Below are 26996 nucleotides of genomic sequence, written 5' to 3'. Positions count from 1 at the left end.
TGTTGTCTTAATTCTATCATAGTAATTTTTATTAAATATATTTTTTGTAACTATTTTTTAATTTTAACTTTTGGATAGTTTACACTTTATTGGACACTAATTACGTAGACAAGTGAACAAATTAGTTAAAAGAAAGGAACTATAATTATGGCCAATATTAACTCATATACCGATGAATTTAAAAAACAAATAGTAGCTTTATATCAAAGCGGTAAGTCAGTGTCTTGTCTTGCTAAAGAGTACAATGTTACAAGAGCAGCTACTTATAATTGAATTAAGCAATTTACTAATTCAGGCAGTTTTAAAACTAAAGATAATCGTTCTATTGAAGAAAATGAATTAATTAAATTAAGAAAAGAATTAAAACAGTTACGAATGGAAAATGATATTTTAAAGCAAGCAGCACTAATAATAGGCAGAAAATAGAAATTATTGCTAAAAATAAAGTTAAATATAAAATTCGCACAATGTGTCGTTTTTTAAAACTTTCTAAATCAACATATTATTTTAATTTAAAGGAAAAAGAAAAAAAACAAAATAATATTTATGATGAAGCTGTTATTAGTGCTTTTAAAGAAAATAAAGAAGTTTATGGAACAAGAAGATTAAAAGTTGTTCTAAAAGAAAAGAATATTTATTTGTCATGCAGAAAAATTAAAGAAATTATGAATAAACATAATTTAATATCAAAATACACTAAATTATCATTCAAAAATCATCATAATAAAGTCAACGATAGTAAAATAACCAATATCGTTAATAGAAACTTTAATAATAGGCTTAAAAATGAAGTTATTGTTAGTGATTTAACTTATGTTCAAGTTAATGGTAAATGAAACTATATTTGCCTATTAATTGACCTATTTAACCGCGAAATTATTGGACATAGTGTAGGTACTAAAAAAGATGCATCATTAGTACATCAAGCATTTATGCACTCAAATCGTTGTTTAAAAGATATTCAAATATTTCATAGTGATCGCGGTAATGAATTTAATAATAAAATTATTGATAAACTTTTACTAGCATTCAATATTAATCGCTCTTTAAGCAAAAAAGGTTGTCCTTATGATAACGCTGTTGCTGAAGCAACTTTTAAAACTTTCAAAATTGAATTTATTAATGATAAAAATTTTACATCATTAATCCAATTAAAATTAGAATTATTTGATTACATCAACTGATATAACAACATAAGAATTCACAGCACTTTAAACTACTTAACTCCAGTTAATTATCAAAAATAAATGTCTACCAAAAAATAGTCCTAAAAAGGGTTGCCATTCCAACATCACGTGCTTCCAATGTATATGCACCATGATGCATTAAATAGTTCATATTTGGACTATAACCACTTTTTAATGCATAACTGGCCATACCGTCAATACCCACCATAACTACATGTTTAGGTTTTTTTGCTTTAGGAACCAATTGATTAGTTGGTTCATTTGTTAAATAATCGTTACTATGTGGTACATAATTTAAAATTGGATCGCGATAACTATCGTAACTAATAGTTATCATAATCCAAACTACTACTCACACAATATTTATTAGTAAAAAAACAATTATTTTTTTAGAATTAAACATCATAATACACCCTTTTTAATGAAATAATGATTATTAAATTTTACTATAAATAAATTTATGAAGTAATTATATATTAAATTCTTGACTTTCATCATCCTCTAACTAATAAACTAACTCCAAGAACAAAACATATTGGTACAATAATGATTAAAAAAATAATTGCAAAATAAACTTGTTCAAAAGGATGAGAAACATAAGTATTTTTAGCCGCTTCTATATCTAGTTGATCTCAATTATAAAACAAATTAATAATACCATAGTGTTTTAAACTTCAAAAACCGTTACCAAGAAAATTATTATAGTGATCATTAAAAATAGCTGTTCCAAATAGTATTAAACTAATTATTAGAAAAAGCAAAGTTAAAATACATAAGAATAATCCTAGTTTTTGCTTTCAATCCCAAGATGTAACTTTTTTATATTCTACATTTTTATCCATATTTAACACTTACTAAACACTAAGAATATAATCAACGTTTAAAATAACCAAATATTAAAGATAAAACACTAACACCAAGAAAGATAGCAGTTAAAATTACTGTAAATACAATTCCGACAACTACTTGCGCAAGAGGATAAGTTAAAAGTTTATCACTAGTAGCATCTGTTCACATTTGATCATAGCCAGCTTTGCTTAGAAAACTATCAAGTCCTCATACAGAAATAGCATGAAAGCCATTTCCGGCATATTGTGAACTTCCTCCACTTGGGGCTTTAAAATTGGCTGTTGCAATTAAAATTAGTCCTAATGCTAAACAGAGCAAACTAATTACCAGTGAGGCAAAGCCAATTTTTATTCCTCAATTTTGTTTCTTAAAAAGATTTATAAGATTTTTCATTAAGGTTTCTCCTTTACTACCTAATTATTTTATTGTTTTACCAAAATAATGTATTAATTGGTATTATCACAATAAATAAATTATAGCGTAAAATTTTTTTAAATATTAAAAAAATTATGAATAAAAACATAAAAAAATCATTAGTACTTTTACTAATGATTTTTTCTATATTATTATATTATTCTTCAATTAATACTTTAATACCAGGGCCCATTGCTGTAGTAATACTTATATTTTTAATATAAGCACCCTTAACTGCTGTGGGTTTAACTTTTCTTAAAGTGTTAAGAATTGCTAAATAATTATCTTTTAACCCTTCTTGTGCAAATGATACTTTACCAAGAATAACATGAATATTACCTTGTTTATCAACACGATATTCAACTTTACCTTTACGAATATCAGCTATTGCTTTTTGAACATCCATTGTTACTGTTCCTAGTTTTGCTGTAGGCATTAAGCCTTTTGGTCCTAATACTCTACCAATTTTTCCTAATTCACCCATCATTTCGGGTGTTGCAATAATAACATCAAAATCAAATCAACCTTTTTGAATTTTTTCAATCATTTCCTTACCACCAACAAAATCAGCTTGACTTTCCATTGCCTCTTTTTGTTTAGTAGTAGTTATTACTAAAACACGTTGTGTTTTTCCGGTCCCTGCTGGTAAAACAATAGAACCACGTAACATTTGATCAGCATGTCTTGGATCAACATTTAAACGAAATGCTGCTTCAACTGTTGCATCAAATTTTAATGATGAAGTTTGTTTAGCTAATTCTAAAGCACGATCAATTGGATAAACTTTAGTGTTATCAACTAATTTTGCAACTGCAAGATATCTTTTACTTCTATTCATATTAAACACCTTGCTTTCCATCTTCAACAGTAATACCCATATTCTTGGCTGTTCCTGCAACAATTTTAATTGCATCTTCTAAAGAATAAGCATTTAAATCAGGTAATTTAATTTGAGCAATTTCTGTGATTTGAGCAATAGTAAGTGTTCCTACTTTTGTTAATTTAGCATTTGATGAACCTTTTGCAAGTTTCAATGCTCTTTTTAAAAGAAATGTTGTTGGTGCAGTTTTTATTTTAAAGTCAAAAGTTTTATCTTTATATGCTGTAATAAAAACTGGAATTGGAACTGGATTAACATCATCTTTTTGATCTTTGGTTTTATCGTTAAATTCTCTACAAAAACGTGGCATATCAATACCGAATGATGCTAAACTAGCACCTGGTTTGGCACTACCAGCTGGTAATTGAATAATACCTTCACGATTAATATTTTTTTTATCTGCCATGAGCAACTCCTCCTAAATGGATTCTCACTGTGGTCCAAACGAATAAATCTTCCACAAGTTTAAACATAATTAAAGTCTATTTATATATATAAATAGTACTTTACAAATAATAACATCATTATAATTAGTAGTCAAATATATTTTAATTTTATTTTACATAAAAATTAAATAATTTAAACTAAACTTTAATTTTTTTACAACTATCATATTCTACTTTAATTTCGGTTTGACGACCAAACATATCAACAGAAACTGTTGCAATACCCTTATCTTCATCTAATTTAATAACTTGTCCTTCTCGGCCTTGTAAAGCACCAGAAGTAATATGAACAAAATCATTTAACTCAAAATCACGAATATTTTTTTTTGTCTCTTTAACTTTAGGTTGTGATGAATTTTTAGAATTACGATATAACATTTCATTAACTTCTTTAGTAGAAAGTGGAGTCGGTGGTACACCTTTACCACTAGAACCAATAAAACCATTAATCCCTGTTGTATTACGAATATCATATCAAGTATCTTCGGTTAAAATCATATGAACAAAAATATAACCAGGAAAAATATTTTTTTCAGTTATTTTTTTATCTTTATCTGGTATTGCTTCTTTAACAACCCTAACTTGAAAAATATTATCTTTTAAATTTAATTTTTTTTCAATTTTATTTTTCAAATCAGCAGCAACTTTATCTTCATGACCTTTGTTACAATTAACAATATATCATTGTGCTTGCTCAATTCGATGTTTATGTGTTTCTTCTAATGATGTAGTTTTCACTAAAGGGGTTTCTTTTTTTATTCTTTCGCTCATTTTTTGGCATCTCCATTTTTTACATTATTTTTAATAAAGGTAATACAAATAGTAATAACTGCTCAATTCCATAAAAGAATAGTGCTAAGACAGCAATAAATAATACTGTTGTAATAAATTTATTATTTAATTGTTTTCTTGGTGTTCAACGAGTTCTTCTAATTTCTCTTGATAAGTATAAGAAAAAATATTTATGATAAGTTCTCGCTTCTTTTTTATAATAAAAACGTTCTTCAGGCGTACGATTTTTACGTTCTTTTTCTCAAATTTCGCTAATATTAACCTTTTTATTTTTATCGGCTGTTCGTGGATCAAAACTTGGTTTTCCTTCAGAAGTTCTTTTTGTTCTTAAAGGTTTAATTTTACGTAAAATATTAAATTTACTTTTTAAAAGAGCCAATTTTTCAGGATTAATTTTTGGTTTTTCTTTTGATTTGTCTTCTGCACTCATGAAAATTTCTCCTAACGTGATTCCTTATGTAAAGTATGTTTTTGACAATGTTCACAATATTTTTTTAGTTCCATACGCTCTTTATATTTAATCTTATTTTTGTATGTATGATAATTACGATTTAAACACACAGTACAAATTAAAATTATTTTTTCGTTCATTAAATTCACCTAGAAAATTTAACCATTTTTAATTATATTATTATTTAAAATAAGTGTCAATTTTAAAATATTTTTATTTTAAAAACAAAGTTAAATTTTTAATCTTTCTTTAAAATTCATCATTTCTAAAATAATTGTACAAGAAAAAATAAAATAATAAATAAAAAATAATGTTTTTTTAAAAAAAGATTATAATATAAAAAATAATTTTAATTAACTATTAATACTTCCTAAAAGTGGTTGTCTTTCATTAGGTTCTATGATAACTTCTGACATATCATTATTTGCATTTGTAACAAATTCCGGCTCAAACTCATAATCAGGAATTTTTAACTTTATTCTTTCCTGTTGACTATTATCTTCAATCTCTGTTACTAATTCTACCTTTTTATTTTCGGAAGTATAATTATCTATTCATTCTTTAAACATTGTTAATGTTGGTCTTCAATCTTTTATTTTTCCGAGTTTAACAAAACTAGGAATTGTTTTATCTGAATGTCTCATTTCAAACTTATCTCAATTATTTTTTTCTAAATACTCATATATTTCCTTTAAATCTTTATTACTCAAAATACCTTTATATAAAGAAAAACTTTTTGTAATGTGTTCTTTTCTTTCATTAATAATTTTAATAATAATTTCCTCTTTACTATTTGAAGTATTAGATTTACTCATTGTAGAAAAATATGTATGACTAACATCCATCATTGCTGAAATTGACATTAAATTTCCTCCCACAATATTACCATTTGTAAAATTAATGCCTGCAGTTGCAAAAGTAGTAAGTGATTTTAAGTATTCAATAGTTTTTGTTACTTTTTGAATTTTATATAAATCAAAACCTGATATTCCACTAAGCACTTTAACTAATCCATTTGTACCAGTAAATAATTTATTTAATGCAATAGAAATCATTTCTGGAGTTAATTCATTACTTACAGCATCTTCTGTTAATTGTTCAGCAATTTCAGAATAAAGTCTTTCATTATTTGGTGGTAAAGTAGGAAAAGTGGGTAAATTTGGCTCGGTAGTTGTACTACCACCAGTTTCATTTAAATTATACGCTTGTCAAATAACTCAACCACCAAATGCAGCATATAATATATCAGCTACTCCACTTTTAATTAATTGGTAACGTTTTTCAATATTACTATCCCTAGTAACAGACTTAAGTCCTGCTATTGTTAGTAGAACTCCTGTTGTCGTATTACTTCAATTTTGTGCACTTAATGCTCCTGCTCTAACTGGACCATGAAGATTATTCAACACTTTTTGTACTTCTTTTCATGTTTCTTCTTTATTTATTTTCACTTTATTTATTCCTTTCATAGTTAAAGTAGTTTTAAATTAAATTTTTAATTTTATTGATAAGATGATACATAATTATTCATTAATAATATTACTAATCGTTCACTTACTAATATTTATTGAGAAAGATGGCCCAATATCAAAAGCACGAGATATAGAACTACTTCTAAGTTGTTGATATATAGTGTTTTCATCATGTCACATAAATATATAAATAACTAATCCTTGTGATTTATGACCTGCAGGTGGCTGATTTACTACTCGTCAAACTGGTAATTGATTATCTTTGTCTTGAATTTTTTTGGTATTAAAGTTTAGTTCATTACTTTTAATTGTTGTTGTATTATCCATAACACTATAAGTTATACTGTCTGTCGAATTAGCAAAAATTGTTGGATATAAAAACATAAAATTATTTCATGAATCAGAATAATCACTTCATTTTAAAAGCGTAGTTATTTCTGAATTATAATCTATTAGTTTTCCTCCATCTTTTGGAAAACTATGACTTAATGTTAAATTATTATTAGTATCCAAATTTTTGCTATCATATTGTAAATATCCAACGCTAATAATGTTACCAGTACTATCAACTAAATATCTAATACTTATCTTTTTACTATTATTTTCAATTGAAAAATTATTAATAACAGATTCTAAATTTGGACTATCAATCATATTATTGAAAATATTTTCAGAAATTTTTTCTGCAGTGCTCTCATTATTTTTTAAACTACTTTTAGTAATAAATTGTTTAACAAAGTCAAGACAAATCCCCCTACTATTTTTTGAATGAGATTGAGCAATATAATATAATCCCAATGTTTCACTTAAATTATCATAGTTCTTAATTGCATCAATAATACCTTTTGTTCCAGTTAATGATATATGAGTATTAGCACCACCAAATTGAATAAAAGTAAAATTACTTTTAGACTTTTTATTTGAAATATAAGCTGTTGTTGATATTTTGCTCAAGTTTTGTTTTTGAAAAATTTGCAAATCATTAGTACTTGTTAATTGTTCTTCTTTATAATTAATAGCAGCAATTTCTTTATCAAACTCATTAATAACATCTTTATTTATCTTTTCAGGGTTATAAGTTAATTTAAAATTCTCAATATAAATATCTTTTACATAAGGTTCTAAACTTGGATTATCAATAATGCTTTTAACATCAAAAAGATGATATATTCCATTTTCATCCTGACTATTTAAAATAGTACTATTACTTAAATTACCATACGTAGTATTAGTAACAACTTCATTAGTTTCAGTTTTATTTTTATTTTCTTGTTTTAATTTATTAATACTTGTTAAATTATTAGTAATACTAGTGTTAGCAACAATATTAGTGGTTGCTAATGTTAAACTAAGTCCCAACCATAAATGTTTATTTTTTAACATTTTATTTTGCACCTCAGAATTTTATTTTTTAGTAAATCTATTATAAATTTCATTTAATTTTTTTTCATAAATGTTATGAAGTTTTGGTTGATAATATTTCGTATCTTTTAACTTTGTTGGCAAATACTGTTGTTGTACATAATCGTTAGCATAATCATGTGGAAATTTATATAATTTACCTTTACCTACTGATTTTTTTAATGTTTTAGATCAATTATGCTTCAAATAATGAGGAATTGGATATATTTTTCCTTGTAAAACATCACTATATGCTTTTTGTACTGCCAAATTAGCACTATTTGATTTCTCACTAAGTGCCATTTCAATAACTACTAAACCAAGCGGAATTATACCTTCAGGCATACCAATTTGACGAAAAGTATCAATAGCAGTTTTTACCCTAATTGCTAAAGCGGGATTAGCAAGTCCAATATCTTCGCAAACAATAATCAACATTCTTCTTAATAAAACTTCATAATCACCAGTTGCTAATAACCTTGCTAAATAATGCAAAGCAGCATTAACATCACTGCCTCTAATTGATTTTTGTAATGCTGACTTTAAATCATGATGTTCATTTCCCTCTTTAGCATTTCAATTACTTGCTTTAGGCATAATAGCATTAATAATATCAATAGTTATGATTTCATTAGGATATAATTTTATTAATATTTCTAAAATATTAATTGCTATTCGTAAATCATCGGTTGCTAAATTACAGATTTTTTCTAAAATTTCATCACTAATATTAAAATTAAAAAATGAATTATTAGTAATTATTTTTTTAAGCCTAATAACATTTCTTCATTACTAATTGGCTTTAATTCTAATAATAGACATCTACTTCGTAAAGCTGGATTAATTACAAAATAAGGATTTTCAGTAGTGCAAGCCATTAAAATAAAATTGCCATGTTCTAAATATTGTAATAATAAATCTTGACGATCACGATTCATGCGTTGTATTTCTTCAATTATAATTATATAAGGTTTAGTATTTTGTGCTATTTTAATTAATTTTTCTAAATTTTCTTTTTTATCAATGGCAGCATTAAATACTCCAAATTCACATTTTAAATCATTAGCTAGTGCTTGAGCAATAGTGGTTTTGCCTGTTCCTGGATTACCATAAAATATTAATGATGTTAAAAACTTCTCATTTAATATTCGATTAATAATTCCATTTTTATCATTTATCAAATGACTTTGACCAATTATATCATTAACGGTAGTTGGTCTTAATATTGTTGCCAGCGGCTTATCCATACTCATCACCTTTGTTTTTAATTTAACGTCGTGAAGTTATTTTAACAATAGAACTAAAATTAATAAAGGTTAAATTATTATTTTTAATATTAACGTCCAAGGATTGAAGCATTTTATATTCTTTATCATCATCATATTTAATAATGATACCAATGTTTTTTAAATGCTGATATTTATCATTTTGTTCAGAAACACTAACAAGTTCAATATTATTTATCTTTTTTATGATATCAAAATTAATTGTCTTTTGAAAATGAATTTGATAGTTATCGCCATCAATATTAATTCCTATATTCATTTCTAAATTAATGTCATTAGTAGGAGAAAAATTATTCATATCATTAATAGCTTCTTGAAATAATAGTGAAATAAGTGAAATAGAATTATCTTTAAAAGTAATTGGATATATTACACCACTAGGAAGAACATTTGGATATAATTCAATAGAATTTAAATCTTTAACATTAAAATTGTTATTTTTAAAAATTTTTTCATTTGGTTCTTTATTTTGACATTGAATATTTATTGAAAACTCGATAGTATCTTGCAATTGATTTTTACCAACAATTGTTACTATTATAGATTTTGGTTTTTGATAATTTCCAGTAATCGCATTACTAGTAATAATATAATCTTGATCATTAAAATCTTGATGTCATTTTTGCTTACCAAACTCATTTATTTTTTTACTAACAAGGAAAGCAATATGATTATCAATATCCACTTTGCTAACATTAGTATTATCTTCAATAGTTATTAATTGATTAATTACACTTTCATCATTTTCCAATACTGTTTTAATAACAGATAATGATTTTTTTGTTCAACTACCTTGAACATTAAAATTAATATTTAATTGACCTTTAATAATTTCACTACTATTTTTAGCACAAATAACAACTGTTATTTTCTTTTTTATCATATAATTATCAAAATTTTTTATTGAATCATAATTAATAACAAAATCACTTTTTGTTACTTTATCTGATAATGATTTTTCTTTATTAATTTCTTCTAAAAATTTCTCTTCAATAATTTTATTAACTTGAGATTTTATTTCATTTTTAGTTCCTTTTGTAGCATCTGACATTACTACTGTTTGTGATGGAATTGTAATTCTATTGTCTAAATCAAAAATATTAAATTTTTCCGAAATAACATCATTTTCAACACTAAAATTGAAATTTAAGTCACAAGGAAACAAACCATAATTACTACCAAATTGATTAACACTCATTTCAATTTTAAACTGTTTTATTTTTTCTTTATAAGATGGTATTTTTATTGAAAAATTATTTTTAAGTGCATTTTCATCAGTAATTTTAATATTAATAGCTGGATTTACTGGTAAATGTACAAAAAAATTATTAGGAATATCTATTTTATTTATTTGTAACACATTATCAATCTTTTTTAATAAATCACTAAGATAAAAATTTTTTAGTTTTTTATCAGTAGATATTAAACTAATATTGTTTAATTTATCCTTGTAATCTATCAAATTATATTTTTTATTTGTTGGACAATTATTCTTATAATAATCTTCTCAAGTTTTATCTTGATTAGGATTTCAGTTGTTGGAATTATTAGTATTTATGGCACTATTTCATTGATTATTTGCAATTATTAAAATCATAGTAGTAATAATTAAAACAACCACAACAAATAACAAAGAAAAAATTTTAAACCAATGTTTTTTTTCTTGCTTAACATTAGGTTTTTGCTTATAATTTGATTTTTCATTTTGATTAATGCCAATTTTATACATTATTTCCTCCACCAAAAATCTATAATAAAACACAAAAAAATTTTATAATGATTAAAAAATCACTACAAAGCAACAGCTAAATTATATAAATAATAAATATAACAATAAAACTTATAAATTAATTTTTAAAATTAAAAAAATAAAATTAAAATATAAATTTTATTGTTGTCTTAATTCTATCATAGTAATTTTTATTAAATATATTTTTTGTAACTATTTTTTAATTTTAACTTTTGGATAGTTTACACTTTATTGGACACTAATTACGTAGACAAGTGAACAAATTAGTTAAAAGAAAGGAACTATAATTATGGCCAATATTAACTCATATACCGATGAATTTAAAAAACAAATAGTAGCTTTATATCAAAGCGGTAAGTCAGTGTCTTGTCTTGCTAAAGAGTACAATGTTACAAGAGCAGCTACTTATAATTGAATTAAGCAATTTACTAATTCAGGCAGTTTTAAAACTAAAGATAATCGTTCTATTGAAGAAAATGAATTAATTAAATTAAGAAAAGAATTAAAACAGTTACGAATGGAAAATGATATTTTAAAGCAAGCAGCACTAATAATAGGCAGAAAATAGAAATTATTGCTAAAAATAAAGTTAAATATAAAATTCGCACAATGTGTCGTTTTTTAAAACTTTCTAAATCAACATATTATTTTAATTTAAAGGAAAAAGAAAAAAAACAAAATAATATTTATGATGAAGCTGTTATTAGTGCTTTTAAAGAAAATAAAGAAGTTTATGGAACAAGAAGATTAAAAGTTGTTCTAAAAGAAAAGAATATTTATTTGTCACGCAGAAAAATTAAAGAAATTATGAATAAACATAATTTAATATCAAAATACACTAAATTATCATTCAAAAATCATCATAATAAAGTCAACGATAGTCAAATAACCAATATCGTTAATAGAAACTTTAATAATAGGCTTAAAAATGAAGTTATTGTTAGTGATTTAACTTATGTTCAAGTTAATGGTAAATGAAACTATATTTGCCTATTAATTGACCTATTTAACCGCGAAATTATTGGACATAGTGTAGGTACTAAAAAAAATGCATCATTAGTACATCAAGCATTTATGCACTCAAATCGTTGTTTAAAAGATATTCAAATATTTCATAGTGATCGCGGTAATGAATTTAATAATAAAATTATTGATAAACTTTTACTAGCATTCAATATTAATCGCTCTTTAAGCAAAAAAGGTTGTCCTTATGATAACGCTGTTGCTGAAGCAACTTTTAAAACTTTCAAAATTGAATTTATTAATGATAAAAATTTTACATCATTAATCCAATTAAAATTAGAATTATTTGATTACATCAACTGATATAACAACATAAGAATTCACAGCACTTTAAACTACTTAACTCCAGTTAATTATCAAAAATAAATGTCTACCAAAAAATAGTCCTAAAAAGGGTTGCCATTCCAGAATTAGAAAACCATTTAATTGATCAAATAAATATATGCAAAAATTTAAAAGAAAAAAAATGAAAATTTTCAGAACCAAATCTAATAAATAAAGAAAAAACATTTACACCTAAAATATAAAAGTATCTTTTTAAAAAAATATAAGTTCTTAAAATTTACGATAATTTTAACGTTTCAACGTAAATATAGTTTGCAATAATACCACAAGCAACGCTAGCATTAAATGATTCTATTTTTGGACTTATTGGTATTTGAACAATATAATCGGTATGTTTTAATAACTTTGGACTTATCCCTTCACCTTCATTACCAATAATTAATGCTAAGTTGCTACTACAATCAATAGTAAAATAATCAATTGCTTTTGCTGTTTTAGCAGCAGCCAAAATTCAAAATTTATATTTTTCTTGTAAATTATTAATTGCGGAAGTTAAATTATTAACTTGACAAACTGGAATAATACTTAGAGCACCAGCTGCAGCCTTTGCAACTGCACCATTTATTTCAGATTGATTACAATTTAAAACAATTACACCATCAAAGTCATTACCCGCTGCAATTCTTAACATTGAACCAAAATTATGTGGATCAGAAATACGATCTAAAATTAAAATTCTTAAAAATTTAGATGTTGAATCAATATTAATTAATTCATCAAAAGAAAAATATTGATAGTCTTTAACATTAGCAGCAATATTTTGATGTTTAGTAGTACCTAATAAATTATTCATTGCTTGTAAACTAATAATTTCATAAGGAATATTTACACTTTTTAAATCTTTTTTCAATTCTTGGTACTTATCTTGAACTAAAAAAACTTTTTTAATTTTTATTAATGACGATGTTGATAATGCAGCAATAATAGGGTGATAACCATAAATATATTGTAATGCCATAATTTTGCTCCCTTAAATAATATTCAAATCTTTTAATTCTTGACGAATTTTATCAGCTTCTTGGTATTGTTTTTCCTTTTTTAGTTGTTCTCATATTTTAATTTTATTTTTAATTTTTTCAGAATAATTACCAACTTTAAAATCAAATCCTAATATTTTTAAAGCAAAGGTAAAAGTATAAAAAATTTCTTGAAATTCTTCATTAAAATTTTTTTTAATAAGTGCTTCATTTAATTTTTTAATCATATTTTCAATTAAAGTAATAGTATTGGTTGTATCAATATTATTTGATAAATTTTTAATAATTTGTTGATAATAAATTGAATGATGATTATTATTACATATTATATTGTTAATAAATATTTGATATGTTCATTGTTTTAAAACATTTTCATATTTTTTTGTTGACACTAATCCATTTTCAATTGTTTCCTTATTAAAATCAATTGGTTGTTGATGATCACGATTTAATATTAAATATCGCAATACATTTGGATGATATTGCTGACAAAATTCTTTAACCAAAATAAAATTATTTAAAGATTTTGACATTTTTTCATTAGCAATATTAACATGACCATTATGTCATCAAATATTTGACATTTTTTTATTATTAACTGCAACAAATTGAGCTCGTTCATTTTCATGATGAGGAAATTTTAAATCAACACCACCACCATGTAAATCAATAGTTTGACCATTAAATAAAGCCTCAACAAAACAAGCACACTCAGTATGTCAACCAGGTCTTCCTTTTCCTCATGGACTATTTCAACTAATACCTATTGTTGTTGATTTTCACAAAGCAAAATCTAGATTATTTTCTTTAGCAACTAAATTTTTAATTCTAAAATTTGGAATTAAATCTTCAATATTTTTATGTGCCAAACTTCCATAATCTTTTAACTTATTAACTTTAAAATAAACATCACCAGCAGTAACATATGCATAATCTTTAATAATTAATTTATTAATAAATTCAATAATCTTTGAAATATATTCACTTACTTTTGGTAATTTTGTAGGAGAAATAATATTTAATTTTTCTAAGTCTTCATAATATGCTAACGTATATTTTTCAGTAACTTGTTGTTCTGTTATTTTTAAATCCGCAGCTTTCTTAATAATTTTATCATCAATATCAGTAATATTATGAACATAATTTATTTTATAATTTTGATCAATTAACAAACGATGTAAAACATCAAAAACAAGTACACCACGAATATTGCCAACATGAATATAGTTATAAATAGTAGGACCACATAAATACATATTAACTTGCTTTTTATTAGGGGCAAGCGGTTGCAATCTTTGTGAAAAACTATCATAAATTTTAATCATTTAATTAACCCTTCTTAATAAAGTTTAGTTTCCATATACTCTATTATACTGTAAAGAATATCAATCTGTAACAAAATAATTTTTTAAATTTAAAACTCTCTTTAACAAAGAGAATCATTAATAATTAAAAAAGTATTAATTATTTGAAACTTCACCATTAGTATCTTTTCAACCAGATACCGGCTCAATCTTAGCATTAATATCATTAGTATTTATTTTATATAAATTTCCCTTTTTATTAGCAATTGATGTTCCCACATAAAGTACACCATTAATATTTACTAGAGCATGAACTGCACCATTATTATCTTCTCAATTAGAAATTTTTTTAAAATTAGTAATAGTACAAGTTAAAGAAACTTCGTTTTTATAAGTACCTTTACCATTAATAATGATTTTTGCAGTGTCAATAAAACTTTTAATATCAAAATCATCTTCAGTTAGATCAATTGCTTCTTTATTTTTATCTTTAATATCTTTTAAAATTTCAGATTTATTTGGTTTGTCCAATTGACCAATGTAAATAATACCTAATTCCTTTTTAATAATAACTGTATTTAAATCAGTTTTTTCTACTGGTGAAGGTCTTTCTCCACCACAAGTGACGACACTTATACTTGTTACTCCAATTAAAGTTACTACTGCTAGACTACTTAGTAATTTCTTCATATATCTTTACCACCTAATCTTTAATATTTTAATACAATCATTTTACACGATTTCTATATCAATAAAATAAACATGCTATTAAAATTAAAATAGTAATATTAAAAAATTACTATTAATTTAATATATTTTCAATAAAGAGATAAATTTAAAAATGTTACAAAAAATATCAGAAATTTTAATTAAATAATTATTTTTTGGTTTATTCTTCAGGTACTCTATTATATTGTAAAGATTGCGGATCTGTAGCGAAATAATATTTTTTAAATTGATTTTCTAAATTTAAAGTTTTCTTTAATGCAGAATAACAAGTAACAATTAAAAAAACATTAACCGTTAAATCAATAGGATATTTTATAACTCTTAATGGAAAATAAATTAATCATAAAGGTGGTAATCCAGGAAATAATATTTTTAATGCAATAGGATCAGTACCAGTAATAATTAATGAAGTAATAGCATAAGCAATTGGCAAATATCAATAAAATGTCTTTTTACTATAATAAATTTTACTAAAATTTAATACTAAATAGTAAGGTAATATACATCATAAAATACTAGTAAAAGTAAAAAATAAACATGGTGATGCACCACCAGTACTAAATAATAAACCTAAAAAATCACTGGCAATACCACTAAGAAAACCTAATATTCCACCACAAAAGAAACCTATTAAAACTAATATAAAATTACCCAATTTAATTTCAAAATATTTAGAAAATGGTAAACTTTTTAACATTAAAGCACCTGTTGTATTTAAAGAAACAGCTAATGCTAACATTATTCCACTTAAGCAAATAAATTTTATTTGCTTTATCTTTTTTTTATTATCTTTATAATCAAAAACTGTGATTAATAAAAAAGTAATTAAAATTAACACTCCACCAATTATATTCAATAACAATACATTCATTTAATTACCACCCTTTTTTATCATAATTATTTTCTTTGTTCTTAAATAATTATAAACATCTGCTAAAAAATAACAAGAACCCGTAATTAAAATTATTTTATGAGGGCTACATTTAATCATTTTTTGATAATCAAAAAATTCACCAGTAATACTATTTAAATTACTATTACTACAAATAATAATATTATCTGAGACTTTTTTTAAACAACTAATTAATTTTTGTGGATATTTATTTTTTAAACAAGAAAATATAATTTGTTGAGGAATAATTTTATTAATTTTTAGCGTTTTAATTAATGCTTTAATACCATCAATATTATGAGCAGCATCAAAATAAATAGTTTTATCATTAATTTGATATTTCTCAAATCGTAATCTAATATTAGTATTATTAATGATTTTTAAAGCTTGTTTAATATTAATTTCTAAAAATGTTTTTGAAATTACTGTTAAAACTAATTCTTTATTTTCTTGATAGTATGGTTGATTGATTAATCTTGGAGAATATATAGATTTATAACCTTCCATATCGATTTGCTTTTTTAATTTATTATTTAAATTACCTGAAATAAAAAGATTTTTTGTCGTTGATTTTACTATTCCCAATTTTTGATGTAATATTTCAGATGTAGTTTTACCAAGTCTATCTTGATGATCTTTACCAATTGAAGTGATAATAGCATATGTTGCATCAATGATATTTGTAGGATCAATTTTTCCACCAATCCCAACTTCAATTATTGCTCATTGCACATTTTGTTCTTGAAAATAAATTAATGCAATTAAAGTTAAAATACCAAAAAAACCTAATTGATAATATTCAATATCATCAAAAATCAAGTCTCTAATACGAACTAAATCTTGATTACTAATCATTCTATCATTAACAATAATTCGTTCATTAACAAACTCAATATGGGGAGAAGTAAACAAACCAATTTTTTGTTTTAAGGTTTGTGATAATATAGCAAAAATTAAACGCGATACTGAACCTTTACCGTTTGTTCCAGTTACATGAATATACTTAATATTATTGTTTAAATACTTTGGAGTAATAATTTTTAATTTTTTTAAACAATCTTTATTTGAATATTTAGATATTTTTTTAAAAAATTCTTCATTCATATTTTTAAAATCCTTTATTTAATAATTATTATTATCAATATTAATTAAAGGATTAACAGTTCTTCAAGTCACATAAATTATAATTGAATTAATTATAATTTTAAGAGGCGCTTGCACAATTCTCATAATTGCTGTTACTCCATAATCCTTGGCATTAGGATCAAATAAAGTCATATCAGCATAAGAGGCTATAAGCACTGTTGTTACATACTCGGCTACTACCGCTAATAAAATAATTGGTAAAATTTCTTTAATTCTATAAATTTCTTTTTTCAATAAATAATAAAATAAAACACTATAAATACTTAATAGGCCAATAATGCCACCACCACCCATAATACTAGCCAGAACATATTTATTAACAATAATTCCTGACATAGAATATGATGATTGCTTACCTGAAATAACAATATACATGCCACCACCAGCAAAGAAAATAATAAAAAAATTAATTAAAGCAAAAATAACTCATGGATAATCTTTTAGTTTTACTTTAAATATTCCAGCAATTCCTGCCAAAAAACCAGTGAAAATAATACAAAACATATAATAAATGCTAATATATGAAGGAACAAATAACATTACTAAAATATCCGTTACTGCAGCACAAATAATACCTATAATTGGACCAAACATATAACCGGTTATTTTAATCATTAAACCCTCAAAAGCAATTCTAATTGGTGGTAATACTGTAATGGGTATCGTAATAGAAACAATAATAGTTGCCACAACTGATACCGAAGATAACATTGTTATATAAGCAATATTTTTAGTAGTAAAACGAACACCTTTATATTTATCTTTACGAAATCATTTTCAAAAACTATTCATTAAAATATATGCTAACATTATGCTACTTAAAGTAATAATTAAATAAATAACTGTAGATCTACTAAATAAATTTAAGGTATTTAAATCATATCGTTGAGAAAATATGTGATTAAATATTAAATTATTGGGCATTTAAATAACCACCATTCCCGAAATATTCTTTAAAACTATATTAATTTTAACAAATATATCATAACATTGTTTGCTTAAATACATATAATAAAATTAGTATTTTTTTATTTTTATCACTTAATGGGAGTTTTATTTTTTGAAATCAATCAATTATTAGTTTTGCTAAATGGTCTTGAATTAAAAAAACCATTATAAGCACTTAAAGGTGAAGGATGTGCACTCTCAATAATAAAATGTTTTTCTGTGTCAATTAACATTTTTTTATTTCTTGCATTTTTACCTCATAAAATAAAAACAAGATTAGTACAGTTTAAATTTAAAAATGATAAAACATGATCAGTAAAAGTTACTCATTGATATTGTAAATGACTATTAGGTTGACTTTGTCTGACAGTTAAAGTTGTATTTAAAAGCAAAACTCCCTGTTTAGCTCAAGTTGTTAAATTACCATCATTATCTTTTTCAATATTTAAATCATTTTTTAGTTCTTGAAAAATGTTTTTTAAACTTGGTGGTAATGGAGTATTTGTTTTAACACTAAATGCTAAACCATGAGCTTGATTTGGCTGATGATAAGGATCTTGACCTAATATTATTACTTTAACCTTTGATAAAGGAGTTATTTTAAAAGCTTGAAATATTTCTTCTCATTGAGGATAACAAAGATAAGTCTGATATTCTTTTTTAATATCTTCTAATAATTTAGTAAAATATGTTTCTTTATATTCTTGTTGAAAAAATTCTAATCATGAGGAATCAACAAATAAAGTTTTATTATACATTTCTTTCACCTACTACTTATGATAACTTTGATTATTAAGTATTTGTAATGAACGATATATTTGCTCTAATAAAACAACATAACATAATTAATGAGGTAATGTTATTTTACCAAAGGAAATTTTAATTAAATTAATATTGTCTTTTAATATTTGTGCGACACCATTACTACCACCAATAATAAAACCAATTTTACCTTGTTGATAAATTTGATTTTTATTAATCATCTGTGATAATTGTTCGCTACTTATTAATTGTCCTAATAAATCTAATAAAAATCATTGATAATCATTATTTTTTGATATGTATTCAGTGATTTTATTAGTTTCAATTTTAATATTATTAGGAATTGAATTTAATTTAGAATCGATAATATTTTTTGTTTCAATATTAGTTCGTTTTTTAATTCGTTCTAAATAATCTTTGGCAGCTGATTTTCAATATGTTTGTGACAACTGACCAATACAAACAATTTTAATATTTATCATTATGATTCTGAAAAAGTCATGTTATTTATTCTTTCATGAACCACTTTATCTGGGTTACGAAAATCAACATCACCCAAAGCTTTATCAATAGTATTTGGATTAATAACAATTATTTCTTTTTTATTTTTATCAACTCATAAACTAAAACTTACATCAATTTGAATATTAAAATCAATTTTAAAAGTTTTATTCATTTTTGAATCTTTCATTATAAAGAATAAGTCAATTCAACCTTTTTTAATAATGGTTTTATTTTTATCATCTTTAAAGTCAGTAATTTTTGGTGAAACAATACTAGTTTTAGCAACTTTTGAAGGATTTTCTGCTTCTGTTGCTGTTTCATATGTAACATATCAATAACCATAATATTGCTGTTTAGATATATCATTATCAGTTAAACCAAAAACTAAAAGACTTCCATTTGCATCTTTACAACTAAATGGTTCATTCATTACTTTATTTGGATCATTATTAACATTATAATTAATACTCTCATAATTACCTGATTTATATTGATCACTATTATAAAAATCCCTAGCAGCATCTGTAACTTCTAATGCATTACGATCAATTCTAATTTTGTCTGCTGCTAGTTGCATAAATGCAGTAAGTGGTTTATATAAAAGTTTAGTATCATATTGATAGTATTTATTATAAACATAATCAACTAACGGATCACCATCTTTGTTTGATGGCTCGTTTTTAAAATTTGTTTCAATCTTTGAACCATCTCCAGTACCACAAGCCACAATAGTACTCACAGAAGAAGAAAGTAAACTAAGTGTTGAAAATAAAGTGATTAATTTACGCATTTGATTGTTATTCTCCTTAAACTAAATAATAATTAAATATTCACTAAGAATTGTAACTTATTTTTTTATAAAAAGCAAAAGGAAATTCATATAGGTAAAAATACATTTTTTAAAATTAAAATATTAATGTTTATTTTAATATTTTAATAAAATTATTATTATCATAAAAGGAATTAAATTTTTATCGTTGATAATTGCTTTTGCAAATCTATTTCATCTTTAAAAGATCAGATTTATTAATTTTTTGTTGAAATTTCATTGCTTCTTCATATGTTGGTAATTTGTCTTTATTTTATTCTAAAATTTCTTCATTTAAAATATCGTTAGTATTTTTCATTAAAAAAAATTAAAGACTTCCAAATGATTATTTCAAACGACTAACATTAAAGCATTATATCCATATTCATTTACTTGATAAAGATTTCATTATTATCTATTAAATACTTGACTATCTCTAAATCATTATTTTTGATAGTTAACATCAAAATAGTGAAATCATCTTTAATTACATAATTTATACTAACACCATTCCTAACTAATAATTTAACTTTTTCTAAGTTATTATTCATAATGACTTGTATCATTTTTTCATTTTTCTTATTAAGAAATACTCTTTTTTCCTAATGTACTTTTTTTCTCTTTCTATAAATTAAACTTGATACAATAATAAATTTAATCTTATTAGTTTAAATTGTATTTAATATTTCTGCTTTTGTTTCCAAAGGTAATTGAGATTCTATTAAGCCCATATTCTCTCATTTTTGTTTGCTTGCATTTTTTGATTCTTCTGATAAAGGTTGCTGTAACTCTGGAATTTCAGTACTTATTAATTTTCATACTTCATTTAAAGATGTTAATTTTATTTCTTCTTCATTTAATTTATTTTTAATTTTTTGTTCTTCTTTTTTTAAATTTTTTTTATTTAAACTATTTTTTAAATTATCACAATTTTCAGTAGTTTTTTTAATTTCCATTGCAAAAAAATCTCTAATATTTTCCAATGTTGTAGATAAATCTTTTACTTCATCTTCATGTAATTCCTTTATTGAAATTAATTTTTTTTCTAAATAATTTATTTGAAATTCTAGTTTTTCAATTGTTTTATTTTGTTCTTCAATTTTTTGATCTTGTCAACTAGGTTTCTCATTTTCTTGATTTATTTCGGTTTGGATTTCAATACTTACTAGTTTTGATTGATTAATTGTTCTTAAAGACTCCTGAATTTTTTCCTTTTTTTCTCTAATTGCATTTTTTATTATTTTTTTTTCTTTTAATTTAAAATTAATTTCTAATGTTGTGAAATCATCTTTAAATTCATTTTCTATTTTTTCTTTTTCTTCTCTTATGTTTTCTAAATTATTTTGAATGTTAAAATTTTCATTAAATTTTTTAATACTGTCAGCATTTTCTTCTCAATAATTTTCAATAATCTTAATAAATTCTATATTTTCTAATTTATTAACTTCTTTTAAGAAATTAATAAATATTTTTTGATCTTTACTAATATTTTTAATTCATTTTTCTTTTATTTTTTTAAGTTCAAACATCATCGTATGTTTATTTTGCTTAAAAAAATCCTCAATTTTATTAATTTTATCCTCAATTTTTTTTATTTTTTTATCATTAATACTTAACTCAGTATCATGTCTTGTAATATTATCTTGTAACTCCGCAATATAATCATTCTTTTTCTTAATATCACTATTCTTTTTTTTAATCACTACATCTATTTCTTTTAAATATTGTTTTTTTCCTTTTTTATCATCTGAAATATTTGGAATAAATATTTGATTTTCAATATTATTTTTATTTTCTTCTAAATCTTGCAAGTAAGTAATTTTTTTAATTTTTATATTTTTCTTTCGTTTTTCTAAATTTTCAATTTGTTTTCTTTTTTCTGCTATCTCTTTCTGATGCATTCTAATTTGTTCTTTTTTTTCTTCTAATTCATTTTTAAATAATTCTATACTTTCTTTCACTTTATCTTTAGTTTTAATAATTTCTTCTTGTTCACTTATTAATTCTTTTTCTCGATCATTATATTTTTCAAATATATCATTGTATATTCTTTCTTCATTTTTAATAATTTTTTTAATATATCGGTTAAATATGTCATCTATTAATTCAAAGAAAAATACAAAATTTTTATCAAATTTACTTTTTAAATCTTTATCTTCATTTAAAATTAATTTATATTCATCTCCACTTTTCATTCTAAATGCTCAAAAAGATAAAATTAATTGAGTCATAACTTCTTCTTTAAAAAGATTTTCAAAAATTTTCTCTTTTTTATTTTCTAATTCCTCATTTTTTTGATATAGCCTACGAATTTGTTTATCAATTTTTATTTTTAATTCTCGTGTTTTTTTTAAAAACTCTTTTTTATTTTCAAAAATATTTAAATTTATTGTTTTTAAAAAAATAATATCATTACTTATTGTTTCACTTAAAAAATTAAAAAGATTAAAATAATCTGTGATTTCAGTAAACTCAGTACTATTTTGACTACCCTTATTAATTTTATTTTGTTCAATTAATGTTTTATTTTTTTCCAAGAATAATAATTTTTCATTTTGTTCTTTAATTTTACTATCAAGTTCTATTAAAAAATAATCTAATTGTTTAATTAATTTTAAATCTTCTTTTTTTTCTCAAAAATAAGAAAAAAAATTATATTTTAAATCATTTCTTAATTCTTTAATTAATTTATCTAAATCAGTTTTTTTATTTTCTTTTAATTGAGTTAATGGTGCTGATGTACTTGGGTTTTCAAAATCAGTATCTTCTGAATTAGAAAAAAAGTTATCTTTTTCATTATACTCTTTAAAAAAATTCTTAAAAGTTTCAACAACTTCGTCTAAATTTTCATCAGTTAAAGGATAATTTCTAAATTTTTTTATTAATTCATTAAATCAAGGCATAAATCTTATTCTCCTAAATTTTATTTATAAAATAAAAAAACCAATTGTTTTTAAATAAAACAATGGGTTTGAAAACTTATATTTTTCAATCTTTTGTGTTAATAACAATAAAACGCTCCTTATTCTAAAGATCTAAAGAAGTATCTTGATTATAACTAATTAATTTATCTTTTTTTAAAAAAAAGATAAATTACTATTATATGTTTATATAATAAAAATTTATCACAAAAATTATTTTTCAGCTCTAGGTTTCATATGTGGAAATAATAATACATCTTTAATACTATTTTGGCCAGTTATTAACATGACCAAACGATCAATACCAATTCCCAATCCACCTGTTGGTGGCATACCATACTCCAATGCTTCAACAAAGTCTAAATCCATAGTTGCTGCTTCATCATTACCACTATTTTTTTCTTTTACTTGCTCTTCAAAACGATTATATTGTTGCAAAGAATCATTTAGTTCCGAATAAGCATTTGCATATTCTCTACCAGCAATAAATAATTCAAAACGATCAGTAAACTCTTTACTATTTTTATTTAATTTAGCAAGTGGTGAAATTTCAATTGGATAATCAAAAATAAAAGTAGGTTGAATTAAAGTTTCTTCAACAAAAGATTCAAAAAATAAATTAATAATATGACCAGTACTATTATAATGATCTGGAATATGAAGTTTATAACTTTTTGCAAGTTTTAATATAAGTTTAAATGTTTTATTTTTTTCAATATTTCTAATATTATCATCTTCAATATTATGATATTTTAAAATCATATCACTAATTTCTTGGAAAATTTTAGTAAACTCTTCATCTTTGATCATAGCTTTTTTAATTGAATCAATCATACTAATTTTTGTTCACGATTTTTCAAAATTTAATATATTTTCATCATATTCTAATATTAATTTATTATGCACTGTATTAATTAAATGTTTTATACAAGACTCTGTTAAATCCATCATATATTTCATATCTTGATAGGCAACATAAATTTCAATAGTTGTAAATTCTGGATTATGTTTTTTACTCATACCTTCATTACGAAATAATCTACCAATTTCATAAACTTTTTCAAAACCACCAACTATTAATCTTTTTAAATGTAATTCAGTAGCAATCCGTAAATATAAATCGGTTTTTAATGTATTATGATGAGTGATAAAAGGTTTAGCGGCAGCACCACCATATACTTCTTGTAAAATAGGTGTTTCAACTTCTAAATAACCTTTATTATTTAAAAAACTTCTTAATTCATTAATAATTTGTGTACGTTGTAAAAATGTCTTTTTAGTTTCTTGATTCATAATTAAATCTACATATCTTCGTCGATAACGTTCTTCAATATCTGTTAAACCATGAAATTTATCTGGTAAAGGTCTAAGTGCTTTTGATAACATTACAATATCATAGATTTGAACTGTTAGTTCTCCTTTATTGGTTTTCATAACCTTACCTTTAATACCAAAAAAATCGCCTAAATCTGCATATTCTGCAAATCATTCAAATTTTTTTTGATTAATATATTCTGGTTTTAAATAAATTTGAAATTTACCTGTTTGATCTTGCAAATGAGCAAAAATTGAACCCTTTCCCATTTCTCTTTTTGTCATTAATCTACCCGCCATTTTAATTTGATCATTAGGTAAATTAGCAACAAATTTTGCTAACTCTTCTTTATTTTTATTTCTAAATTCACTATTTAAAGTTTCACAATTATAATTTCTTTCTCAATTACGCCCATAAATATCATAATTTTGTTTATATAAATCTTGTATTTTTTGATATCTTAATGCTTCTTGCTCTGTCAAAATACGTCCATTAATTTCAAGTTTAGTTTCTTTCATTGTTTTCATCCTTTGTATTTAAAATAAGTATTTAAAATAAAAAAATTAAATTAAATAAGATTGTTTAGGTTTATACATAATGATATCAATTTTCAATACCGAATTCTACTGTCAACAATTAATTTTAAATTTTATAATAAAACCCTTATATTTATAATAAGGGCTAAAATTTAATTTAAATATTTCTACTAATAGATATCTATAAAAATTAGAGACAATTTATTAATCATTTTTTACCTTCTAAATATTAATTTTGTATAAAACATGTTTTGCTAAAATATCACTTTTATTTATTTTTGGATGATAAGATTCTTTTTTTTCATACCTATTCGTTTCATTACATTTTCTGATTTAATATTTAATATACTAGTAAAACTATAAATTTCAGTGAATTTTAATTTTTTTTGCATATTTTAAACATTCTTTAGCTGCTTCTGTTGCTATTCCTTGACCTCAAACACTTTTTTTAAAACGTCAACCAATTTCAATACATGGTCTAAAATCATCAATAAAATCAACTTCGCTAAAGCCAATAAAGACAATAAATTTATTATCTTTTTTAAATTCAACAGCATAAAAACCAAATCCATTATTATTTAAATTATTTTTAATTTTCGAAAAATATTTTTCTGTATCATCTTTTGATAATGTACTAGGAAAATATTTCATGACATCTTTATCAGAATTTAATAAAACAAGTTCATCTAAATCACTATCTTCTCAATATCTAATTTTTAATCTAGGGGTTTCAAAAAATATCATATTTTTACTCCTTTGTTATGATATTTTTTCTATTAACAATTTGTTAGTTTATTTAATTAATAATATTAACTTCAATTTATTTCACTTGGTTTCATTGGTTTTTCATTATTCTTTACACTAATAATTTTACCATTTTTAACGTTAATAACAGTATTTGCAACATATTGGAAGTTAGGATTATGAGTAACCATAATAATTGATGTTTTATATTCTCGATTAACATCCAATAAAATCTCTAATACCTTACGCCCCATTTCCTCATCAAGTGCTCCTGTTGGCTCATCACAAAATAAAATTGTCGGATTTTTTGCTAGTGCTCTACCAATCGATACTCTTTGTTGTTGCCCACCTGATAATTGACTTGGAAATTTATTCATATGTTCATCCATTTCAATAACTTGAAAAATATCATCAATACTCATATTTTTATTTTTAGCAAGATTTTCACCAACTTCAGCATTTTCACGAGCAGTTAAGTTAGTTAATAAATTGTATTGTTGAAAAATAAAACCAACATTATCTCGTCTAAATTTAGTTAAATGACTATCTTTTAATAAAGATAAATTGTATCCCCCCACAAAAACATCACCAGTATTAGGTTTATCCAATCCCGAAATAATATTTAATAATGTTGTCTTACCACTTCCCGATGGTCCTAAGATAACAACAAAATCACCTAATTTAATTTTTAAATTAACTCCTTTTAATACTTCATATTCTAAGTCTCCAGTTAAGTAAGATTTTTTAACATCAAATAATTCAATAACATTAGTTTGAGTATCAGGAGTATTATTAGTCATTGATATAATTTTACCTGCTAAAATTTCTTTTGAATGAGTTTTTGTTAATTTTTTAATTGCTTTTTGATTATCTTTAAAAGCTTGCAATTTGGCTTTATTAGCTTCTATTTCTTCCTTTGATTCTGCTTTATCATGAGATTTATGGGTTACTGGTGGTATTGTAGCTTCATTTTTAGATACTGACTTCTTTGTAAAACTAGATTCTAACTTATTTTTAGTTACTTGTTTACTTCCAATGTCTTTATCATCTTTTTTAATTTCCTTATTATCTTTTTTCATAATTATTTCTCCTTTTTAATTCCATGCTTTTATAA

Annotated in this window: 28 protein-coding genes and 1 pseudogene; 2 read left to right on the top strand and 27 right to left on the bottom strand. The window is 23.3% G+C overall.

Features of this window, described 5'->3' with window-relative positions:
- Positions 1–147 precede the first annotated feature (147 nt).
- Positions 148–1247 (top strand): IS3 family transposase gene (locus AACK89_RS00235; RefSeq protein ID WP_338978502.1). Its coding sequence is split into 2 segments (ribosomal slippage): positions 148–391 and positions 391–1247, totalling 1101 coding nucleotides; the frame shifts between segments, so codons are not numbered across the junction.
- 4 nt (positions 1248–1251) lie between these two features.
- Here the strand turns inward: AACK89_RS00235 and AACK89_RS00230 are convergent.
- The 13 genes from AACK89_RS00230 to AACK89_RS00170 all read right to left on the bottom strand — a co-directional run bounded on the left by AACK89_RS00230 (position 1252) and on the right by AACK89_RS00170 (position 10907).
- Positions 1252–1524, bottom strand: a complete 273-nt coding sequence (locus AACK89_RS00230) for a hypothetical protein (RefSeq protein WP_338978500.1) — start codon at positions 1522–1524, stop codon at positions 1252–1254.
- A 139-nt stretch (positions 1525–1663) separates the two neighbouring features.
- Positions 1664–2029, bottom strand: a complete 366-nt coding sequence (locus tag AACK89_RS00225; RefSeq protein ID WP_281748740.1) for a hypothetical protein — start codon at positions 2027–2029, stop codon at positions 1664–1666.
- A 19-nt stretch (positions 2030–2048) separates the two neighbouring features.
- A complete protein-coding gene (locus tag AACK89_RS00220; protein WP_338974398.1) occupies positions 2049–2429 on the bottom strand; it encodes a hypothetical protein in 381 nt (126 codons plus the stop codon).
- A 178-nt stretch (positions 2430–2607) separates the two neighbouring features.
- Positions 2608–3288: a 50S ribosomal protein L1 gene (gene rplA / locus AACK89_RS00215; RefSeq protein ID WP_338978360.1), complete on the bottom strand. Its 681-nt coding sequence runs from the start codon at positions 3286–3288 to the stop codon at positions 2608–2610.
- 1 nt (position 3289) lies between these two features.
- Positions 3290–3736, bottom strand: a complete 447-nt coding sequence (gene rplK, locus AACK89_RS00210; RefSeq protein ID WP_174481438.1) for a 50S ribosomal protein L11 — start codon at positions 3734–3736, stop codon at positions 3290–3292.
- A gap of 178 nt (positions 3737–3914) precedes the next feature.
- Positions 3915–4547 carry a transcription termination/antitermination protein NusG gene (gene nusG / locus AACK89_RS00205; RefSeq protein WP_338978362.1) on the bottom strand — a complete coding sequence of 211 codons (633 nt, stop codon included), beginning with the start codon at positions 4545–4547 and terminating at the stop codon, positions 3915–3917.
- A 19-nt stretch (positions 4548–4566) separates the two neighbouring features.
- On the bottom strand, positions 4567–4998 hold the full coding sequence (secE, locus tag AACK89_RS00200) for a preprotein translocase subunit SecE (RefSeq protein ID WP_174481440.1): 432 nt from the start codon (positions 4996–4998) through the stop codon (positions 4567–4569).
- Positions 4999–5009: 11 nt separating this feature from the next.
- A complete protein-coding gene (gene rpmG, locus AACK89_RS00195; protein ID WP_174481441.1) occupies positions 5010–5159 on the bottom strand; it encodes a 50S ribosomal protein L33 in 150 nt (49 codons plus the stop codon).
- Positions 5160–5372: 213 nt separating this feature from the next.
- On the bottom strand, positions 5373–6470 hold the full coding sequence (locus tag AACK89_RS00190; RefSeq protein ID WP_338978497.1) for a hypothetical protein: 1098 nt from the start codon (positions 6468–6470) through the stop codon (positions 5373–5375).
- Between the two features lie 72 nt (positions 6471–6542).
- A complete protein-coding gene (locus tag AACK89_RS00185; RefSeq protein WP_338978495.1) occupies positions 6543–7874 on the bottom strand; it encodes a hypothetical protein in 1332 nt (443 codons plus the stop codon).
- Positions 7875–7895: 21 nt separating this feature from the next.
- A complete protein-coding gene (locus tag AACK89_RS00180; RefSeq protein ID WP_338979261.1) occupies positions 7896–8573 on the bottom strand; it encodes a hypothetical protein in 678 nt (225 codons plus the stop codon).
- A 77-nt stretch (positions 8574–8650) separates the two neighbouring features.
- Positions 8651–9139, bottom strand: coding sequence for an AAA family ATPase (locus AACK89_RS00175; protein WP_338978492.1), 489 nt, complete (start codon positions 9137–9139; stop codon positions 8651–8653).
- A gap of 22 nt (positions 9140–9161) precedes the next feature.
- Complete coding sequence (locus AACK89_RS00170; protein ID WP_338978489.1) at positions 9162–10907, bottom strand: hypothetical protein; 1746 nt, start codon at positions 10905–10907, stop codon at positions 9162–9164.
- A gap of 310 nt (positions 10908–11217) precedes the next feature.
- Here AACK89_RS00170 and AACK89_RS00165 point away from each other — a divergent pair.
- Positions 11218–12317 (top strand): IS3 family transposase gene (locus tag AACK89_RS00165; protein ID WP_338978487.1). Its coding sequence is split into 2 segments (ribosomal slippage): positions 11218–11461 and positions 11461–12317, totalling 1101 coding nucleotides; the frame shifts between segments, so codons are not numbered across the junction.
- 196 nt (positions 12318–12513) lie between these two features.
- Here AACK89_RS00165 and rlmB read toward each other — a convergent pair.
- The 14 genes and pseudogenes from rlmB to AACK89_RS00095 form a co-directional block, all read right to left on the bottom strand.
- A complete protein-coding gene (rlmB, locus tag AACK89_RS00160) occupies positions 12514–13254 on the bottom strand; it encodes a 23S rRNA (guanosine(2251)-2'-O)-methyltransferase RlmB (RefSeq protein WP_338978486.1) in 741 nt (246 codons plus the stop codon).
- Between the two features lie 12 nt (positions 13255–13266).
- Entirely contained in the window at positions 13267–14598 is a 1332-nt protein-coding gene (gene cysS, locus AACK89_RS00155; RefSeq protein ID WP_338978483.1) for a cysteine--tRNA ligase, read from the bottom strand.
- Between the two features lie 135 nt (positions 14599–14733).
- Positions 14734–15267, bottom strand: coding sequence for a hypothetical protein (locus AACK89_RS00150; protein WP_338978481.1), 534 nt, complete (start codon positions 15265–15267; stop codon positions 14734–14736).
- Positions 15268–15466: 199 nt separating this feature from the next.
- Positions 15467–16177 carry a hypothetical protein gene (locus AACK89_RS00145; protein WP_338978479.1) on the bottom strand — a complete coding sequence of 237 codons (711 nt, stop codon included), beginning with the start codon at positions 16175–16177 and terminating at the stop codon, positions 15467–15469.
- On the bottom strand, positions 16178–17302 hold the full coding sequence (locus AACK89_RS00140; RefSeq protein WP_338978477.1) for a bifunctional folylpolyglutamate synthase/dihydrofolate synthase: 1125 nt from the start codon (positions 17300–17302) through the stop codon (positions 16178–16180).
- Between the two features lie 18 nt (positions 17303–17320).
- Positions 17321–18268 (bottom strand): hypothetical protein, encoded by a 948-nt coding sequence (locus tag AACK89_RS00135; protein ID WP_338978475.1) that lies wholly within the window; start codon positions 18266–18268, stop codon positions 17321–17323.
- Positions 18269–18378: 110 nt separating this feature from the next.
- A complete protein-coding gene (locus AACK89_RS00130; protein WP_338975656.1) occupies positions 18379–19050 on the bottom strand; it encodes a uracil-DNA glycosylase in 672 nt (223 codons plus the stop codon).
- 12 nt (positions 19051–19062) lie between these two features.
- Positions 19063–19536, bottom strand: a pseudogene (locus AACK89_RS00125) (23S rRNA (pseudouridine(1915)-N(3))-methyltransferase RlmH).
- Positions 19536–20348 (bottom strand): hypothetical protein, encoded by an 813-nt coding sequence (locus AACK89_RS00120; protein WP_338978473.1) that lies wholly within the window; start codon positions 20346–20348, stop codon positions 19536–19538. Before AACK89_RS00120 ends, AACK89_RS00125 begins: the two are co-directional and overlap by 1 nt.
- Positions 20349–20755: 407 nt before the next feature.
- Positions 20756–20917 carry an ankyrin repeat domain-containing protein gene (locus tag AACK89_RS00115; RefSeq protein WP_338975659.1) on the bottom strand — a complete coding sequence of 54 codons (162 nt, stop codon included), beginning with the start codon at positions 20915–20917 and terminating at the stop codon, positions 20756–20758.
- Between the two features lie 117 nt (positions 20918–21034).
- Positions 21035–23269 carry a hypothetical protein gene (locus tag AACK89_RS00110; protein WP_338978471.1) on the bottom strand — a complete coding sequence of 745 codons (2235 nt, stop codon included), beginning with the start codon at positions 23267–23269 and terminating at the stop codon, positions 21035–21037.
- Positions 23270–23500: 231 nt separating this feature from the next.
- Positions 23501–25120 (bottom strand): lysine--tRNA ligase, encoded by a 1620-nt coding sequence (locus tag AACK89_RS00105; protein WP_338978469.1) that lies wholly within the window; start codon positions 25118–25120, stop codon positions 23501–23503.
- A gap of 375 nt (positions 25121–25495) precedes the next feature.
- On the bottom strand, positions 25496–25882 hold the full coding sequence (locus tag AACK89_RS00100; RefSeq protein WP_338978465.1) for a GNAT family N-acetyltransferase: 387 nt from the start codon (positions 25880–25882) through the stop codon (positions 25496–25498).
- Between the two features lie 65 nt (positions 25883–25947).
- Entirely contained in the window at positions 25948–26961 is a 1014-nt protein-coding gene (locus AACK89_RS00095) for an ABC transporter ATP-binding protein (RefSeq protein ID WP_338978462.1), read from the bottom strand.
- Between the last annotated feature and the right edge of the window lie 35 nt (positions 26962–26996).

This window comes from Spiroplasma endosymbiont of Panzeria rudis (assembly GCF_964019705.1).
Taxonomy (GTDB): Bacteria; Bacillota_I; Bacilli_A; order Mycoplasmatales; family VBWQ01; genus Spiroplasma_E; species Spiroplasma_E ixodetis_A.
This window is presented reverse-complemented; position numbering and strand designations above follow the sequence as displayed.